This is a genomic window from Bacterioplanes sp. CLAM21 (genome assembly GCF_059641015.1).
In genome coordinates this window covers 2,340,562-2,359,182 of record NZ_CM184929.1, presented here as the reverse complement: position 1 = coordinate 2,359,182, position 18,621 = coordinate 2,340,562, and the positions used below count along the sequence as shown (strand labels likewise).

Genomic DNA, 18,621 nt, shown 5'->3' with positions numbered 1-18,621 from the left:
TTATAGTGACTTATCTCACCTGATAAGCACAGAGGACGTTATGAAACAGCTACTGCACAGCTTTATGATGCTGCTTTTGGCAGCATCTGCAGTGCTCCATGCAGAGACCGAATCACCGCGCGACGTGGTGATGTCTGCCGCCAACGGCATGGCGGAGAAGCTATTAGCTAATAAGCAAAAGGTCCAATCACAAGATTATTATTTGGAACAGCTCATCGATGAACAACTACTGCCCGTAGTCGACCATATTTACATGGCTCGATTAGTTCTGGGGAAGTTCTGGCGACGAGCCTCAGAAGATCAGCAAAAAACCTTTGTTAGCGCCTTCAAACACAAGGTAATTCGCACCTACGCCGGCGCCTTTCGTGCCTTTGACGATCAGGAAATGCGTTTTTCTGAAGCGCGCTTAAGCCCATCTGGCAACCGTGCACTGGTGAAAAGCGAGATCATGCGGGTAGGAGCACCGGCTATTAGCGTCGACTACAAGCTGTTTGATCGCGATGGCCAGTGGCAGATTTATGATGTCGTCATCGAAGGCGTCAGCTTAGTAAAGAGCTTTAGCGATCAAATGAGCCGTAGCATTGAACAACACGGCCTGGCGCAAGCCATTTCACTGATGGCCGAAGAATATCAGGACCAGTCGCCCAGCATTAGCCTTGGCAGCCCTTCCTGGGGTCCCTACGCAGGCGACTTCGAACCACGCCAGGGACTTGCGGCAGCCATAGTCGAACAGGCCCTGGCCGTTCATGGGATGCAGTTTGAACTCACCATTCGCCCGCAACAGGCCATTGCCGAGGCTATCGCGGCAAAAAAGCTTGATGGCTGGCTGGCCCGCTGGCGCGATGATTCGCCCGACACGGTCCAGTCAGCCCCGTTCTTAAGCAATCAGCTGGTGGTGGTCGGTCATCGGGATGCAGACTGGCAGCTCAACAGCTTGCCCGACACTGGCTCTATCGAGATGAAGATAGGCCTGTTTGATAACGCCGATTACAACGACACCATCATGGCATTCGCCAACCGCTTTGAGCGCCACTATCGGCCCTATTGCTCATTGCTGTTTCGCGATTTGGCGCGCAAAGAGCTGGACCTAGTGATTGTCGATCGCTGGATCGCCGAGCAAGAAATCAATGACAATCCCACCATTGGAAAACATCTGCAGATCATGGGCGCAGCACTGACCAGTCAAGATGTGCATGTTACACTGCGCGCCTCTCTCCCTAACGCACAGCGCATTATCCGAGTGTTCAACGAAGGCTTAGTGCAACTAAAGCAGTCGGGAGCCTATGACCAGCTACTGCAGGATTATCAGTACCCGCATGACCGCACCCCATGACGCCATCAAACCACTGCTTTTGGATGACGATCTCATCGTCGTTAACAAACCGCCTCATCTACTCAGCGTTCCCGGCCGCTACGAAAAGGACTGCTTGCAAGCCAGATTAGAGTCTCAGTTTGGCACCACACTGGTGATACATAGGCTGGATAGAGACACCTCTGGTGTCATGGTTTACGCCCGTCATAAAGATGCTCTAAGGGCCGTTCAGCAGCAGTTCGAACGTCAGACCACTAGCAAAGAGTACGAGGCCCTGGTGTATGGAAAACCGCGTGGGCAGCGTGGCTGCGTCAACCTTCCTATCATGGTTGACTGGCCCAACCGACCACTGCAGATGATCTGCCATTGTGACGGACGTTACGCCTTGACCCGCTGGCAGCTGCTGTCTCAACAAAACAGCATCAGCCGAGTGCGCTTATTGCCGCAAACTGGCAGATCCCATCAGCTGCGTCTGCACATGCAACAAATTGGCTGTCCTATCGTTGGTGACACACTGTACGCCGGTGAACACCTCAACGGCGAAGCTCGCTTAATGCTGCATGCACGCGCATTAAGCTTTAATCACCCCAGCAGCGGCGAGCGCTTGCAATTTAACTGCCCTGCTGACTTTTAATCGCCCGTCGAAGCGCCAATAGCAGCAAACCATAGAGCAGTAACGCCAAAGCAATAATGGCCACCGCGATCACACCAAACAGCTGTGGTGCATGCATCAAGGTGGTCATTAACGATTCCTGATAATAAAAGAACCACTGGTGCTCGGCGGGAAAGATCCACACATGAAATTGATAAAATACTTTGGTTGGTCCTATTAGAAGCACAGATGCAATGGCTGACACCAGCACCACAGCCAGTAACAGCAGCTGTCTTTGCCAACGCAATGACCACTGTCCTCGCCGTACCATCATCAGCAGCACTGCCACAACCGGCAGCAAACACCATAACAGCCATTGCAAGCGATCAATCAAGTCAGCGACATCTTGAAGATGAACCACTTCGGGCTCACGCAGCAGCGCAATATTCTTGATCGCATCACCATAGATAACGGTATAATTGATATCTGCCAAACCCTCACCATGCTGATGCACGGCTTGCACTATGTCCGTAAACAAGGCCTCATGCTGATCGCGCGACAACAACTCCAGGCCCTGTTTATAACGATTTTGTGGACCGTAATGATCAATATGGGATTCAATTTCTAGCACGTCGTACCACCAGCGATAGCCGTAGTCGACTTTTGACCACAACTGCCAGGATGCTCCCAACGCCAACAGTAAAGTGCCCAACAGCAATACAAACCAGCCGCAATCCGCCAGCATTCCTTGCTTTTTCATACCACACCCACTTGTTCTAAGAAGTCTTGCATCCGAGAAGCGATCGTTGAGCTAGCATCGCGCTGCAAATGAAAATGATGATGGCCAGGCACATCAACAGATTGCACATCTGGTATACAGGCAAGGCGCTCACGATACAGAGCCCGTGGCAAGATGCCCTGCTCTGCCCGGATGGCCAGCACAGGACAGCGTACGGACCCAAGCATGCTTTGTACCATAGCTTCGGTGAGCCTCATCTTTGACGGCGCCTGAAGCCTTGGATCTGCCCGCCAGCGCCATCCACCTTGATGAGACTCCAACGCGCGCTCCACCATAATACGCAGCACTTGGCTCTCAATCGATGGAGTCGCTTTGGCTCTCACCGCTAAGGCATCTTCGATCGATTCAAACGTGCGCCTTGGTTTTGGCTGCCATTGCAGGGCCTGCTGCATTTGAGCCAGCCACTTCGACTCCAACGACGATTGCGGGCCAACACCATCGAGCAACACCAGCGCGGCAATTCGCTCTGGATGCAAAGCCGCCAACTGCAATGCCGCTGCGGTCCCCAACGAATGTCCAACCAGTACCACAGAGGTCTGCTCAGGCAATTGTTGCAACGCCTCTGTCAGCATGGGCAGATAGGACCAGATGTAATAATCCGCCCCGTCTGCCAGCCACGGTGACAAACCGTGCCCAGGCAGATCCAGGGCCCAGCTAGAGATAGATAACTGTGGCGCCAACAAGGAAAAGCTTGCGGCATTATCCAGCCAACCATGCAACAGCAATGCTTGGGTATCTGTGCCCAACTCTCGATGAATCGCTGCTAAAGGGCCTAGTGTTGTCATACCAGCCCCCATTGGCGCAGCAGCTCAACAATGCTTTCGACTGTGTCACTGGGATATTCAAACGGAAACATATGACTGCCGGGCAGCCATTGCACTTCAATGCCAGCCTGTTTTTGCATGTAGCGAGTATGCACTGGCCTGACAACGTTGCTGCTGCGCCCAGCAATCACCGCTGCGGGCATCGGCAGAGGTGCCGCATTGGAAAGATGATCGGGAATAGTACGATAGATTTTCATTTCGACATCAGGATCGTAACTCAGCCGAACACCATCACCGCATGGCTCTGTGCCCGACTCGACGTAGTGCTGCAGACAGGCGTCATCAAATTGCCGCATCAGCGACTTGCTGCGAAAATATTCCAGCGCTGATGCACGATCAGGCCAATGGCTTCGGCGCCCTTCGGTACGTGCCGCCGGGGTTACCCGATCCGATAAACCGAGACTCTTCAAAAGCCTCAACCCACGCGACCGCCAAGGCGTCAAAATGGGTGAATCCAACATAATAAGTCCAGCGACGAGATCAGGTCGCCGCCTAGCGACCATATAACTCAGCACGCCACCCAGCGAATGGCCAATCGCAATAACCGGGGTGTCGTAATGCTGCACAAAGTGATCCAGCAGCTGCTGTTCGAGCTGCAGCCAGTTATTGGTTACTGGATAGTCGGGATGGTGACCTAAACGGTCGATACTGTGCACCTGGGCGACGGTACTTAACTGCGCCAATAGTGGCTGGTAGGCCCCAGCGGGAAAACCGTTGGCATGGGAAAAGTGAATAACCGGCTTCATCTGTGTCCTTGCATCCAGACAAAGCCAGCCAAGCTAACGTGAAGCGCAGCCCAACGCAAGGTGCGCCAACGACAGCGAGTTAACTGCGCGCCAGCTCAGGGTACCAGACCTGGGTGACCGTCATGCAGGCAGCGGCAAACACATCACCTTCAAGCAACCAACACTCCGCAGGAGACCAAGGCTGGTCAAATACCTGCCCCTCCACCAGCAAGGCCGCCAATCGCCCCACCAAAGGCAGATGCGATACCAGCACCACATCTTGCTGCAAGCTAGACACCTCGTCCAACAACTGCTGTGGCGAGCTGCTGGGCGTCAGCTGGTCAGAAAAGCGTACCTCTTGGGCCAGCGAAGAGGCGATCGCTTCCGCTGTCTGTCGCGCCCGAACGAAGGGGCTCGACACGATCAAGGGAGACTGCAATGCTGCATCTGCCAGCCATAAGCCAGCCAATCGTGCTTGTTCAGCGCCCTCTTCTCGCAACGGACGCTGTTGATCTGAATCTGCACCAACCTCTGCCAGACCATGGCGCACGATACATAATTTCATTGATTTTCTTCCGCATTCTGCGGTGCTGGCCAATCCATAAAGGGATACGGTTTTTGTTCTGTTGCACCGCTCAGGTATTGAATAATCTGACCTGCGTATTGCCCCAACGAATCACCAAAACGCGCCAATTCCGCATTCGGCTGACCGCTCAGTAATTGAAACACCCACTGGACGACGGTGATCAGCATCACCACAAAACCCAGCAACCTAGATACCAAAGTAAATAACACTAAGTACAAGGTTTTCAGCCAAAAGGCGTCGGAAGTCAGATTGTCTTTTACATCACTCATGATGAGGTCCTTTTCGATTTAAATTTCATTGCGCGACAGCGCAAATTCAACATCCGAAGCCATCTCACCTGTCATCAGGCCTTGAGCCACCCGCTTGGGGTTGGCGCCATTAAACAGCACTTCGTAAGTCCCCATCACCAGGGGCATATATATATCGCACTCAAGGGCTTTTTCCCTGACATACCGCAAGGTATTGACCCCTTCCGCCACTTCTCCCAGGGCATCAATGGCCTCATCAAGGGTTTTTCCTTCACCGATGGCAAAGCCGACCCGGTAATTACGACTTAAAGGCGAGCTGCAAGTAACAAACAAATCACCCACCCCAGCCAAGCCCAGAAAAGTGAGCGGGTTGGCCCCCATATGCACGGCAAAACGACTCATCTCAGCCAGCGAACGGGTAATGATCATACTGCGGGTATTTTCACCCATGTCCAAAGCCGCAACAAAGCCTGAAGCAATGGCATAGATATTTTTTAAAGCGCCACCCAGCTCTACCCCGTGGGGGTCATTTGAGGCGTACACACGAAAATACCCACAACTCAAAGCCTCTTGAACTTCTCGTCTTAAGTCACTGTTTTCACTAGCAATAACAGATGCTGCCAATTCGCGTTGAGCAATTTCTTTGGCCAAGTTGGGGCCACTCAGCACACCGACGGCTTGATCCGGGCAGACATCCTGCAACACCTGACTCATCAGCAAGAATTTCTCAGGTTCAATACCCTTAGTGGTGCTCACTAGCATTTGCTGCGGCAACAACCAAGGCTGCAAGCGTTGGGTGACTTCACGCACCGAGTGACTCGGCACAGAAACAAAGATCACATCTGCCCCGGTTACCGCTTGCTGCAAATCGGTCGTCGCCGTTAATGCCGGATTGAGCTCGGTATCGGGCAAGTAGCGTGGATTTTTATGCTGTTGGTTGATGGCGTCTGCGGTATCGGCATCTCGCATCCATTGCTGGGTTCGAATACCGTTGTCGGCGAGTATATTGGCTATGACAGTACCAAAACTTCCGCCTCCAATGACGGCCGCTGATTGGATGGGCACTGGCTCCCCCTGCTGTTTAAGGTTTTTCTGGATTAGCAGCTTGGCGATCGGCTTCTAGCGAATCAACCAGCTCCCGAAAGGTATGTTCGTTGTTTTTATTCAGACTCATCAGCACTTTGTGTGCATCGATCACCTGTTCCCGTGCTTGATCTTCACACACCTCACGCGCAGCCCACTGTTCAAACTCAGCATCGGTGGCAATCGGTTCCTTGACCAGGTTAAACACCTGATCAAAGCCCATGCTCAGCAAAATGCGGGTGATGTCTGCGTTGGGTGACACTATGGTGGGGCGAATAGCAAAACGTTCCTGCGCCAAGATAGCAATCTTGGCAATTTGCCCCAAGGTGGTGCTATCAACACCGACGGCGTCGCTGAGGTCAACAACGACCTGATGGAAGTCCGGGCGCGTCAGAATGTCATCAAGATAACGTTCCAGCGCCGAACACAGATTAAGACGCACGTCGCCGACCAGCCGAACAATATGAACGCCATCGACAAATGCGACAAACACCTCACCTGATGTCATATCCCCTCCCTGTTCACCACCAACATGGCGATGTCGTCGGGCACTTCAGCATCCATTGCCAAGCCCAGCATAGACGTTAAACGCTCGGCGCTTCCTTCGGCCCGAACCGCCAACGACAGCAGCTCGGCCTCTTTATCATTCAAGGTCGGCTGCTCGATGATTTCCAGTATGCCGTCTGAAAACATCCACAAAGTAAATGGCTCCGGCAAGGTACAGTGGTAATTTTGATACTGAGCTTTGGCAAACAAGCCGACCGGCATACCACTGCCCTCCAGATACTGAGCCCTACCTTGCGATACCAGCACGGGCATGGGCAAATGGCCGCCAACGCTATAGACCATCTCACTGGTGACAAAATCGTAAATGGCATAAACAATGGTCAGGTGCTTGCCCAGCTGCGACGCCAGCAGCTCACTATTAATGCGCTCAAGTACCCGCGACGGGTCATTGAGGTCGTCGCTGGAACCGCGGCGCAAATTACGCCGCAAGCGATAGGTCAGGTTTTTCAGTAACACGGTGACAAACGCAGATGAGGCCCCATGACCAGAGACATCGGCAACGTAAAACACCAAGCGTCTTTGATCCAACTCAAAATAGTCGAGAAAATCCCCACTGAGCATCAGTGACGAAATCACCTGATGCGAAATAGTCAAACCGGTTTTGTGCAGCGGCTCTGGCAGCATACGCAACTGCGCTTGGCGACCGGCTTGTTGATCTGAGCGCAGTTCGTCCAAATGACGCTGCAGCTCACGATTGGTAACTTCCAGATGCTCTCGATAGGCCTTATTTTCAGCTTCGATACGAGCATGCTGCACCGCCTTGTCGACCGATAACCCCAGCACTTCGAGATTATCGAGCGGCAGAATGAGATAATCATCAGCCCCGGCACGCAGCGCCTGAAGCACATCGTCACTGTGGGTTGAATACGACAGCACCACTAAAGGCGCTGCAGGAAATTGCTGCTTAAACGATGTCAGCACCTCACAGCCATGTCGCCCTAGGGCACACACAATTGCTGCCACTGGGTGCTCATGCAGCCAACCAGAGAGATTTCCACCCGCCAGAGCCTGAGCTTGGTAGCCACGTTTTTGCAGATACTGCACGTGGCGTTGGCATTGCTGCGTATCATCGTCAATGACCAGCACCGCTGCGGCCATCTGCAAACTCCCGGAAATCAGAATGGGCGAACAGTACCGCCAACCGCATAGGGTTGCAATATCACAACGCGCTTACGGCCTAGCAAGCAGTCATTAATGACAAGTTATTAGCTCATGTCCCTTGTACACTTTTCACACAGGGGTGTTAGTATCGAACTGACCTAATAAGGAGAATGCTTATGACGACACTGGCACGCACCTACCATGAAAAGCGCGATTTCATGCGCATGCAAATCCAGACACCAGCCTCTCTTAGACTGGAAGATGGACGTGATTTGCAGCTGACCTGTCTCGATTTAAGCAGCACCGGAGTGCAACTCGCCTGCAGCGAACCCTTGCCGATAGGCACACAAGGAACGCTACACATTGTTAGTGGGGGAGAAAATACCGCGCCATTCAGCGCCAACATTACCGTCTGTCGAGTGGAAGAGGAAAACGGCAGTTACCGCTTCGGAGCCACCATCTCCGACTTCAAATAAAAAACGGCAACTCGAGTTGCCGTTTTTTATAGACGTCACGTTGAAGCCGTCACTGCAGCGCCTATTGAAAATAGGCGTTATCAGTGACGGTGTGATCGGTGACATCGCGCACCCCGGTAACTTCCGGTATCTTAGCAATCAGACTGGCTTCTACCCCGTCTTTTAAAGTCATATCAACCGCGCTGCAACCCTGGCAACCACCACCAAACTTCAGTACTGCAATGCCATCGGACGTCAGTTCAACCAGACTAACCTCACCGCCGTGGGCAGCCAAACCTGGGTTAATTTCGGTGTACAGCAAATAATTGATACGCTCTTCCACCGGGCTATCGGCGGTGACCTTGGGCATTTTCGCGTTTGGAGCCTTGATGGTGAGCTGACCACCCATACGGTCTTTGGCAAAATCGATCACGGCCTCATCCAGGTAAGGAATGCTCATTGCCTCAACATACACCGTTAACAGCTCCATCGGCTGCACTTCATCCTTGTCATTCACTTCTTCCGGACGACAATAGGCCAAGCATGTCTCCGCGTATTTGGTACCGGGCTGAGTGATGAAGATGCGCACCGCCATGCCCTCAACATTTTGCTTGGACAGCAAATCAGCAAGGTAGCTTTCGGCATCGGGTGTAATGTTCACGTACTGAGTCATGTGTTCACCTGCAATCAAGATTGCCGACACTATACAGCATGCTACCCAACCCTTGAATACCCTAGCGTTTTACTAGGGTAAGCCAGGACACAGCATCCCAGCTTCTGCTACAATCGCCGGCCGCCGTTTGTGGCCTGGCGAACAGTCAACGGAATCCAATCAGATGAATCAAACTGCTTTACCCCCACTTTCCCGTCAACAACGCTTACAACAACTCCATCAGGCGCTAAGCCAGCGTATTATGATTCTCGATGGTGGCATGGGTACTTTGATTCAAACCCACCAGCTGGAAGAAAAAGACTATCGCGGTGAGCGTTTTGCCGACCTAAGCCAGGAAGTAAAGGGTAACAACGACCTGCTGGTATTGACCCAGCCTGAGCTGATTGCCGATATGCATCGCCAGTACCTGCGAGCAGGTGCTGACATCATTGAGACCAACACCTTTAACTCAACGCGGGTGTCCCAGGCCGACTACCAACTCGCTCACCTGGTACCCGAGCTGAATCGTGACGCCGCCCGCTTGGCGCGCACGGTCGCCGATGAAGTTGCAGCAGAAACCGGCGTGCCGCGCTTTGTCGCCGGTGTATTAGGCCCAACCAGCAAAACCGCCTCGATTTCTCCAGATGTTAACGACCCTGGCTATCGCGCCATCACCTTTGATCAACTGGTGGCGGAATACACCGAAGCCACCGCAGCGCTGATCGACGGCGGCGCCGATTTGATTTTGATTGAGACCGTGTTCGACACCCTCAATGCCAAGGCAGCCATCTTTGCCGCCCAGTCGGTGTTTGAAGCCTGCGGCGAAACCTTGCCCATTATGATCTCCGGCACCATTACCGATGCCTCTGGCCGTACCTTGTCAGGGCAAACGGCTGAAGCCTTCTGGAACTCCATCGCCCACGCCAAGCCCATTTCTATCGGCCTTAACTGTGCACTGGGCGCCGAGGAGCTACGACCTCATATCGAGGAGCTGTCCCATAAAGCCAGCACCCATATTTCCGCTCATCCTAATGCCGGTCTGCCAAACGAATTTGGTGAGTACGATCAAACGCCGGCGGAGATGGCCGCCATCGTTGCAGAATTTGCCGCCAGCGGCTTTTTAAACATTGTCGGCGGTTGCTGCGGCACGGCTCCTGAACACATTCGCGCCATCGCTGACGCCGTCAACGAATTTGCTCCTCGAGCATTACCCGACATTGCACCCGCCTGTCGCCTGGCCGGCCTAGAGCCCTTCAACTTCGACCACAGCAGCCTGTTTGTAAACGTCGGCGAGCGCACCAATGTCACCGGTTCAGCCCGCTTCAAGCGTTTGATCAAAGAAGAAAGCTTTGACGAAGCACTGGAAGTGGCACGCCAACAGGTAGAGAACGGCGCCCAGGTGATCGACATCAACATGGACGAAGGCATGCTGGATTCCAAGGCAGCCATGGTGCGCTACCTGAACTTGATTGCCGCTGAGCCTGATATTGCCCGTGTGCCCATCATGGTGGATTCATCCAAGTGGGACATCATTGAAGAAGGCCTGAAGTGCATTCAAGGCAAGGCCATCGTCAACTCCATCAGTTTGAAAGAAGGCGAAGCCGACTTTATCGATAAGGCACGGCGTTGCATGCGTTACGGTGCCGCGGTGGTGGTCATGGCCTTTGATGAGACCGGTCAGGCGGATGCGGAAGCGCGCAAAAACGAGATTTGCCAGCGCTCGTATCGCATCTTGGTGGATCAGGTTGGCTTCCCGCCCCAAGACATTATTTTTGATCCAAACATCTTCGCCGTCGCCACTGGCATCGATGAACACAACAACTACGCCGTTGACTTCATCAATAGCTGTGGGTTTATTTCCAGCCAGCTGCCCCACGCCAAAATTTCCGGCGGCGTCAGTAATGTATCGTTTTCGTTCCGCGGCAATGATCCTGTGCGCGAAGCCATTCATTCTGTATTTTTGTATCACGCCATCCGCAATGGCTTGAGCATGGGCATCGTTAACGCCGGGCAACTGGCGGTATACGACGATCTGCCAGCCGAGCTAAAAGAGCGTGTTGAAGATGTCATTCTCAACCGCCGCGCCGATGCCACTGACCGCTTGCTGGAAATTGCTGAGCAATACCGCGGCGACGGCAGCGTACAGGAAAAAGAAGACGAGGCCTGGCGCTCTCTGCCAGTCAATGAGCGTTTAAGCCATGCTTTGGTAAAAGGCATCAACGCTTATGTTGAGCAAGACACAGAAGAAGCCCGCCAGCAATTCGCGCGGCCGATTGAAGTCATCGAAGGGCCCTTGATGGATGGCATGAACGTGGTCGGTGACTTGTTTGGCTCCGGCAAAATGTTTTTGCCGCAAGTGGTCAAAAGCGCACGGGTGATGAAACAAGCCGTGGCGTATTTGCTGCCTTTTATTGAGGAAGAAAAAGACGGCAAAACCGAAAGCCAAGGCAAGATTTTGATGGCCACGGTCAAAGGCGACGTACACGACATCGGTAAAAACATCGTCGGCGTGGTATTGCAGTGCAACAACTTTGAGGTCATTGACCTGGGCGTTATGGTGCCTGCCGAGAAAATCTTAAAGGTGGCGCGCGAGGAGCAAGTCGACATCATCGGCTTATCCGGACTGATTACCCCGTCATTGGATGAAATGGTCCACGTTGCACGCGAAATGCAGCGCCTCGATTTCCACATTCCGCTGCTGATCGGTGGTGCCACCACCTCTAAAGCTCATACCGCGGTGAAGATTGAACCACAATTCAGTCACGACATTGCGGTATACGTTGCCGATGCCTCGCGCGCTGTGGGGGTGGCACAAAAGCTGGTATCGCAACAAGACAAGCCGTTGTTTATTGACGATGTGCGCAACGAATACGTCAAGGTGCGTGAACGCAACGCCAACCGCAAAGCTAAGTCCCTGCTGAGCTATAGCGCGGCCTGTGACAATGACTTTAAGCCCGACTGGCAGCAGTTCCCACCGGTGGCACCTAAACAACCTGGGCTGCACGTATTCGAAGATTTTGACGTCAGCGAGCTGGTCGATTACATCGACTGGACGCCGTTTTTTATCTCCTGGGAACTGGCCGGTAAGTTCCCCAACATCCTCAATGACGAGGTCGTTGGCGAAGCTGCACGCAACCTCTATGAAGATGCCAAGGCCATGCTGCAACGCATCGTCGATGACAAGTTGTTTACCGCTAAAGCGGTGGTCGGCTTGTGGCCAGCGCAGCGCCGTGGCAGTGATGACATCGTCGTGTTCAATCAAGAACGCAGTGAAGAACTGGCCGTACTGCATCACTTGCGCCAGCAAAATACTAAGCCGGGCGGTCAGCCGAATTACTCCTTGGCCGACTTTATCGCCCCCGAAGGTCAACCAGACCACCTCGGTGGATTTGTTGTTACTGCCGGTATTGAAGCCGAGCAGCTAGCCAAGCAATACGATCAACAGCACGACGACTACAACAGCATCATGATAAAAGCCTTAGCTGACCGATTGGCCGAAGCATTTGCTGAGCGCATGCATGAAAAAGTGCGTAAGGAGCTGTGGGGCTATGCCTGCGAGGAAACGCTCAGCAATGAGCAACTGATCAAAGAGGCCTACCAAGGTATTCGTCCGGCGCCAGGCTACCCCGCCTGCCCCGACCACACTGAAAAGGCCACCCTATTCCGCTTGCTGGACGCTGAGCAGCATACCGGCGTGAGCCTAACGGAGTCATTTGCTATGACTCCCGCTGCCTCGGTGAGCGGCTGGTATTTTGCCCACCCACAAGCCAAGTATTTTGGCGTTGGCAAAATTGATCGTGACCAGGTGAATAATCTGGCCGAGCGTAAGGGCATGACACTGGCCAGCCTTGAAAGATGGTTGTCTCCCAACTTGAGCTATGAGCCATAAACCACTGTATTGTTAAGTAATTGATTCAACTTTTAGCCACCATCACGGCCATCGACAGCAGCCGGTTAAAGCGCATCATGGCCATTGGCTTGCCTATTATCGGCGCCATGCTGTCACAGAGCCTGATCAATCTGGTCGATGCCGCCATGGTCGGGCGCCTGGGCGAGCACGCACTGGCCGCCGTCGGTGTTGGCAGCTACGCCAGTTTTATAGTCGTATCGACGGTGATGGGCTTGTCCTCTGCGGTACAGGCCTTGGTCGCCAGGCGCATGGGCGCTGAGCAGCCGCAGCGCATGGGCCACACCTTTATTGCCGGGCTAACTCTGGCACTGATGTTGTCGGTGCCGCTGACGCTGTTTTTTCTGACCCTAAGCTCACACTTCATTCCCTGGTTTAATCCAGACCCGTCCGTTAGCGCCACAGCCATGGCCTACTTCGATTGGCGCACCCTAGCCGTCAGCTGTATCGCTCTGAACTTCGTTTTTCGCGGCTTCTGGAGCGGCATTGGTGAGTCGCGCATTTATTTGTATGTATTGCTGGCCATGCACCTAGCCAACGCCCTGATTAGCTATGTCCTTATTTTTGGCATCGCTGGCTGGCCTGGTTTAGGCGCTGTAGGCTCTGGCATAGGCACGGCAGCCGCCATGGCCTTGGGCACTGTGTTGTACGCCTGGCTAACCTTTCACTACCATCGCCAGCGCTTACCCAACTGGCATTGGCCGCGCCTGCCAGAACTGAAGACCTTGGCCGCCTTAGCCTTGCCAAACTCGGCACAGCAGACTCTGTTCGCCCTCGGCACCAGCGTTATGTTTTGGATCATTGGCCAAATCGGCACCCAGGAGCAGGCCATCGGTCATATTCTGATCAGCTTGGCGCTGGTGCTGATATTGCCCGCCGTCGGCCTAGGTATCGCCTCCACCAGCTTGGTTGGGCACGCCCTTGGCAAACAACAGGCGCAAGACGCACAGCGTTGGGGCTGGGAAGTGGTGCGCTTAGCGGTGGTGATCATGGCCTGTATCGGCTTGCCGTTATGGCTATTTCCCCATGCCATATTGCGACTATTTACACCCGATGAGCACTTGATTGCCATCGGCAGCTGGCCGCTGCGCATCACCGGCCTAGCCATTGGTCTTGAAGTGATTGCCATGGTACTGACCCAAGCCCTTCTAGGAGCCGGGGCCAGTCGCCAGGTCATGAAGATTAACGTACTGATGCAGTGGCTAATACTATTGCCACTGGCTTATATTGTCGGACCGATAGCAGGCTTTGGATTGTTAGGCGTATGGCTGCTACAAGGCGGTCATCGCATCCTGTTATCGCTGATTTATGCCATGATCTGGCGCTCTCAAACATGGGCCAATATTCGATTATGAACAGCACCCTAGCCGCCACTTCTTGGCCGCTTTATCACAGTATGCAGGGTGTCATCGCCCATCGTGGCGCCAGTGGCGACGCTCCCGAAAATACCTCCCCGGCTATTAAGCTGGCTCATCAGCAAGGTGCGCTATGGGCCGAGGTCGACGTGACCATCAGCGCCGATGGCATTGCCGTCATCCATCACGATGACGATTTAAGCCGCTGCACTAATGGCAGTGGCATGGTGGTGCAGCATGATCTACTGCAACTAAAGCAGCTGGACAGCGGCCACTGGTTTGACGAGCGCTTTCGCGGCACGCCCATTTTAACCCTGCATGAGCTGCTGCAACTGGCCCTGTCATTGCCATTGTCATTGAATCTAGAGATCAAGCCAGCCGCTGGCCTGGAAGCCGATACCGTGCACGCCATCGGCGCCACCCTGGAGCAATTTGAATCGCTACCGCCACTGCTGTTTAGCAGCTTTAATGCATTGGCCCTAAATCTTGCCAGCCAGCAACTGCCTCACATACCACGAGCGTTAAACCTGGACACGATTGAGCATGACTGGCAGCAGCAACTGCAGCATGCGAACGCCTCCAGCCTGCACTTTGATGCCGATCAAGTCGACTGGCAACAACTACGACAATTGACCGATGCATATATTCCCACCGCCGCCTTTACCGTGAATAATACCGCCCTGGCCGAACAGCTGTGGCAAGCCGGTGTGAGCGCCGTTTTTAGTGACTTCCCGGCCCGGCTTCGAGGGCATTGGATACAGTGGAATACACCGGCACAATTATAGTCTCTGGTTATTTCCATATAGATAAATAGTCATTTTATGCATAACCAAGCTTTGCTATGGTTCGCCGTCATAATCACTCTAATTCGCTAACCGGATAGCTATGTACGTTTACGATCAGTACGACCAGCAACTGCTGAACGAGCGGGTTGCCCAATTTCGCGGGCAAATGACCCGCTATCTGGACGGTAAAATTCCAGAAGAAGAATTTTTGCCCTTGCGCCTGCAAAACGGCATTTATGTGCAGCGCTATGCGCCTATGCTGCGGGTGGCCATTCCCTATGGTTTATTTAACGCACAGCAGATGCGTACCCTGGCCAGCGTCGCGCGTGATTATGACAAAGGCTATGCCCATTTCAGTACCCGCCAGAATGTTCAATTTAACTGGCCCGAGCTGGAGCAGTGCCCGGATATTCTGGAGCGCTTGGCCAGCGTGCAAATGCATGCGGTGCAAACCAGCGGCAACTGTATTCGCAACACCACCACGGACGAATTTGCTGGCGTAACCGCCGATGAGCTGGTGGACCCTCGCCCTTACTGCGAAATCATTCGTCAGTGGTCGACCTTTCACCCTGAGTTCGCTTATTTACCGCGTAAATTCAAAATTGCAGTTAACGCCGTACCGGGCGTCGATCGCGCTGCGGTGAAAGTACATGACATCGGCATCAACATCGTGCGCAATGAGCAAGGTGAGCTGGGCTATCGTATTCTGGTGGGCGGCGGCCTTGGCCGTACTCCTATTATTGGCACTGAGATCCGCAGCTTCCTGCCCGAGCAAGACCTACTGACCTATCTCGATGCCATCATTCGCATTTACAACCAGTTCGGCCGTCGCGACAACAAATACAAAGCTCGCATCAAGATATTGGTGAAGGCGCTGGGCGTCGAGCGTATGCAAGAGCTGGTCGAGGCCGAGTGGCAGCGCATTAAAGATGGCGAAGACAAACTGACCCAGGACGAACTGGAACGAGTCAAAGCACACTTCACCGCGCCTAACTACAAAACACTCAGTGACAATCCCGCTGAGTATCAGCAAGCCCTGAGCGATGATACTGCCTTTGCCCGCTGGGTGCAGCGCAACGTACGCGCGCACAAACAGCCCGGCTACGCCATTGTTAATCTCAGCTTAAAGCAAAAAGGCAACGCACCTGGCGATGTGACCGCTGAGCAGATGGATGCTATTGCTGATTTGGCCGAGCAATTCAGCCTTGGTGAAATTCGCTCAACCCACCAGCAAAACCTGGTTTTGGCGGACGTTGAACAGCAGCGTCTATACGAGCTGTGGCAACAAGCCAAAGCGAATGGACTGGCCACTCCGACATTAGGCTTGCTGACCGATATGATCTGCTGCCCGGGCGGTGATTTCTGCGCTTTGGCAAATGCCAAGTCTATTCCCGTTGCCGAAGCCATCCAGGTGCGTTTTGACGACTTGGATTACCTGCACGATTTGGGCGAAATAGATCTGAATATTTCCGGCTGTATGAATGCTTGTGGCCACCACCATGTTGGCAACATTGGTGTTTTGGGGGTCGATAAAAAAGGCGAAGAGTTTTATCAGATCTCGTTAGGCGGTAACAGCGGTGACGATGCCTCGCTGGGCAAAATCTTAGGCCCCTCTTTTGCCCGTGACGCTATGCCTGATGTGATTGCCAAAATTCTCGATTGCTACGTAGCACAGCGCATCGACGGTGAAACCTTCTTAGAAACCTACCGCCGCGCCGGTCACAGCGTATTCAAGGAGGCCGTTTATGGCAAAGCTGATTAATACCACCCAGCCCATTGATAACGATCCTTGGCATCTTATTGACGACCAGCAAGGCATTGACGCCTACGCCATTGTCTCACTCAGCCGCTGGCAGCAGCAGCGTGATGAGCTATTGGCGCAAGCGCAACAAGGCCAGCTGGGCATTTTGCTCAACAGCGATGAAACCGCCGACCAGCTGACGCAAGATGCTGAGCTGTTTGCGCTTATTTGCGTCGACTTTCCTAAATTCAGCGATGGCCGCGGCTACAGCACCGCCCGACTGTTACGACAGCACTATAGCTTTAAGGGTGAATTACAAGCCTGTGGCGACGTACTGATCGATCAGCTGTTTTATATGAAACGCTGCGGATTTAGTCGCTTTGCCTTGCGCGATGATCAGGACATAGAAGATGCCCTGGCGGCATTTTCCACCTTTAGCGTCGCTTATCAAAGTGACGTTAACGATCCTAGGCCACTGTTTCGACGCCGCTCTTGATCCTTTAAAACCACCGCCAAGCGGTGGTTTTTTCTTAGTCACCAACATCGACTTCTACAGCTCACGGCCACAGTAATTTGGCTGATAGGCATCTACCAGTCAGCTTTCTTTTTTGCTCTCGCCCAGACTCATTTTCTACGTCAATGCAATCACTTTCAGCCAAATAAGCAGGCACAAACAGCAACACTCTGTTTAATCTTTGATAATATTTTTGTCACTAACTAATGATATCGTTGTTAACAGGTAGTCAGTTGCACTACCACCCATTTCATTAGGAGTTTGTATGAAATCGATGATCACCTTCTGCTCGTCACTATTGGCTTGCGCAGTATCCGCCGCAACCACGGCAGGGGTACCTCAGTATCAATTCGAAGATTTAGGCACGCTGGGTGGCCCAGAAGCCGCCGCACTAGATATTAACGATGCAGGCAGCATTGTTGGCTGGTCAGCTCGGGATAACAGACAAGAGTGTTTATCCAGTGGCGGCGATGTTAATTGCCACTTCGCCTTTGTTTATAAAGACGGCACGATGCACGACCTAGGTACAGCCAGCGCCATCGCTCAACATACACAAGCGAGTAGAATTAATAATCACGGCAACATAATCGGCCATCAAAGAGAAACGAGCTCAAATGGCTGGCATTATGTGGCACTGCAGTTTATTGATGGCGAAGCACACATACTGCCGACATTAACTGGCGACACGAGCCTTAGTGCTATCGCGCAAGATATTAACGATGAGGGCGAGATTGTTGGTTGGTCGCATGCCAGTGACTTACAAGATACCGCAGTGGTTTGGCAGCAAGGGCAAATCAGCCCAGTCGCCACTCACGACACCTTTTACCGTCGCGCTCATGCGAACAACAATCTCGGTGATATCGCAGGCTTTGAATATGAGCGCTGGTCAGGCAAGCCCAACCGCGGTTTTGTCGTCACAGCAGAAGGGCTAACCATGCTGCAACAAGCTCAGGAACTATGGAGTGAAGGATGGGAAATTAATGACTATGGCATGGTTGCCGGTAGTAGCACCCTAAGGCCTTTTAGCTCAGTACAGGCCACCATCTGGTACCCATCCATTGCCGGCGGTCTGACACAGCATGTGGTCGGAGGGTTAAGCCAAGAACGTGGCACTGAGTCGATCTTCTTTGACATCAACCGCCGTGGCACGGCTGTGGGCTATTCCAGCAGTCCAGACGGTAACAACAGTGCCATGGCCTATATCGGCGGCAAGCTGTATGACCTCAACCGTTTGGTCAGTGTTGAAGGCACGCTGACCACAGCCAACGGCATTAACCAAAATGGCGACATCGTTGGCAGCTACGTAAATGCCCAAGGCATTGAGCGCGCCTACCTGTTGCGAGTGATCAGCGAGTAACTTCCTCAGCCGGTGCCA

The 18,621-nt window shown here is 53.2% G+C and carries 18 protein-coding genes; 9 read left to right on the top strand and 9 right to left on the bottom strand.

The genetic code is table 11. The features are described from left to right. Positions 1-40 precede the first annotated feature (40 nt). Entirely contained in the window at positions 41-1,333 is a 1,293-nt protein-coding gene (locus AC55FS_RS10850) for an ABC transporter substrate-binding protein (protein ID WP_496932267.1), read from the top strand. After that, positions 1,317-1,946 (top strand): RluA family pseudouridine synthase, encoded by a 630-nt coding sequence (locus tag AC55FS_RS10845; protein WP_496932266.1) that lies wholly within the window; start codon positions 1,317-1,319, stop codon positions 1,944-1,946. The genes AC55FS_RS10850 and AC55FS_RS10845 overlap by 17 nt, the downstream gene beginning before the upstream one ends. On the opposite strand, the gene AC55FS_RS10840 is transcribed toward AC55FS_RS10845, so the two are convergent. From AC55FS_RS10840 to AC55FS_RS10805, 8 genes are all read right to left on the bottom strand, one after another. Further along, positions 1,924-2,664, bottom strand: a complete 741-nt coding sequence (locus AC55FS_RS10840) for a lipoprotein intramolecular transacylase Lit (RefSeq protein ID WP_496932265.1) — start codon at positions 2,662-2,664, stop codon at positions 1,924-1,926. The two genes, AC55FS_RS10845 and AC55FS_RS10840, sit on opposite strands and share 23 nt — an antisense overlap. Next, positions 2,661-3,488 carry an alpha/beta fold hydrolase gene (locus tag AC55FS_RS10835; protein WP_496932264.1) on the bottom strand — a complete coding sequence of 276 codons (828 nt, stop codon included), beginning with the start codon at positions 3,486-3,488 and terminating at the stop codon, positions 2,661-2,663. Before AC55FS_RS10835 ends, AC55FS_RS10840 begins: the two co-directional genes overlap by 4 nt. After that, positions 3,485-4,273, bottom strand: coding sequence for an alpha/beta fold hydrolase (locus tag AC55FS_RS10830; protein WP_496932263.1), 789 nt, complete (start codon positions 4,271-4,273; stop codon positions 3,485-3,487). The genes AC55FS_RS10835 and AC55FS_RS10830 overlap by 4 nt, the downstream gene beginning before the upstream one ends. A gap of 79 nt (positions 4,274-4,352) precedes the next feature. After that, on the bottom strand, positions 4,353-4,817 hold the full coding sequence (gene sixA, locus AC55FS_RS10825) for a phosphohistidine phosphatase SixA (protein ID WP_496932262.1): 465 nt from the start codon (positions 4,815-4,817) through the stop codon (positions 4,353-4,355). Further along, positions 4,814-5,107 (bottom strand): DUF4389 domain-containing protein, encoded by a 294-nt coding sequence (locus AC55FS_RS10820; RefSeq protein WP_496932261.1) that lies wholly within the window; start codon positions 5,105-5,107, stop codon positions 4,814-4,816. The genes sixA and AC55FS_RS10820 overlap by 4 nt, the downstream gene beginning before the upstream one ends. Before the next feature lie 18 nt (positions 5,108-5,125). Continuing rightward, positions 5,126-6,151 carry an NAD(P)H-dependent glycerol-3-phosphate dehydrogenase gene (locus AC55FS_RS10815; protein WP_496932259.1) on the bottom strand — a complete coding sequence of 342 codons (1,026 nt, stop codon included), beginning with the start codon at positions 6,149-6,151 and terminating at the stop codon, positions 5,126-5,128. Positions 6,152-6,167: 16 nt separating this feature from the next. Next, on the bottom strand, positions 6,168-6,677 hold the full coding sequence (locus tag AC55FS_RS10810; protein WP_496932258.1) for an STAS domain-containing protein: 510 nt from the start codon (positions 6,675-6,677) through the stop codon (positions 6,168-6,170). After that, positions 6,674-7,834 (bottom strand): PP2C family protein-serine/threonine phosphatase, encoded by a 1,161-nt coding sequence (locus AC55FS_RS10805; protein WP_496932257.1) that lies wholly within the window; start codon positions 7,832-7,834, stop codon positions 6,674-6,676. Before AC55FS_RS10805 ends, AC55FS_RS10810 begins: the two co-directional genes overlap by 4 nt. A gap of 179 nt (positions 7,835-8,013) precedes the next feature. On the opposite strand from AC55FS_RS10805, the gene AC55FS_RS10800 reads away from it, so the two are divergent. Then, positions 8,014-8,313: a PilZ domain-containing protein gene (locus AC55FS_RS10800; RefSeq protein ID WP_496932256.1), complete on the top strand. Its 300-nt coding sequence runs from the start codon at positions 8,014-8,016 to the stop codon at positions 8,311-8,313. Positions 8,314-8,374: 61 nt separating this feature from the next. Here AC55FS_RS10800 and nfuA read toward each other — a convergent pair whose 3' ends face one another. Continuing rightward, positions 8,375-8,965 carry a Fe-S biogenesis protein NfuA gene (gene nfuA / locus AC55FS_RS10795; RefSeq protein ID WP_496932255.1) on the bottom strand — a complete coding sequence of 197 codons (591 nt, stop codon included), beginning with the start codon at positions 8,963-8,965 and terminating at the stop codon, positions 8,375-8,377. Between the two features lie 163 nt (positions 8,966-9,128). Here nfuA and metH point away from each other — a divergent pair, with 163 nt between their 5' ends. The 6 genes from metH (at position 9,129) to AC55FS_RS10765 (ending at position 18,603) form a co-directional block, all read left to right on the top strand. After that, positions 9,129-12,833, top strand: coding sequence for a methionine synthase (gene metH / locus AC55FS_RS10790; RefSeq protein WP_496932254.1), 3,705 nt, complete (start codon positions 9,129-9,131; stop codon positions 12,831-12,833). A gap of 20 nt (positions 12,834-12,853) precedes the next feature. Continuing rightward, complete coding sequence (locus tag AC55FS_RS10785; protein WP_496932253.1) at positions 12,854-14,206, top strand: MATE family efflux transporter; 1,353 nt, start codon at positions 12,854-12,856, stop codon at positions 14,204-14,206. Then, positions 14,185-14,991: a glycerophosphodiester phosphodiesterase family protein gene (locus AC55FS_RS10780; RefSeq protein WP_496932252.1), complete on the top strand. Its 807-nt coding sequence runs from the start codon at positions 14,185-14,187 to the stop codon at positions 14,989-14,991. The genes AC55FS_RS10785 and AC55FS_RS10780 overlap by 22 nt, the downstream gene beginning before the upstream one ends. A gap of 100 nt (positions 14,992-15,091) precedes the next feature. Next, entirely contained in the window at positions 15,092-16,753 is a 1,662-nt protein-coding gene (locus AC55FS_RS10775; RefSeq protein ID WP_496932251.1) for a nitrite/sulfite reductase, read from the top strand. Then, a complete protein-coding gene (locus AC55FS_RS10770; protein WP_496932250.1) occupies positions 16,737-17,228 on the top strand; it encodes a DUF934 domain-containing protein in 492 nt (163 codons plus the stop codon). The genes AC55FS_RS10775 and AC55FS_RS10770 overlap by 17 nt, the downstream gene beginning before the upstream one ends. Positions 17,229-17,511: 283 nt before the next feature. Next, positions 17,512-18,603 carry a DUF3466 family protein gene (locus tag AC55FS_RS10765; RefSeq protein WP_496932249.1) on the top strand — a complete coding sequence of 364 codons (1,092 nt, stop codon included), beginning with the start codon at positions 17,512-17,514 and terminating at the stop codon, positions 18,601-18,603. Positions 18,604-18,621 lie beyond the last annotated feature (18 nt).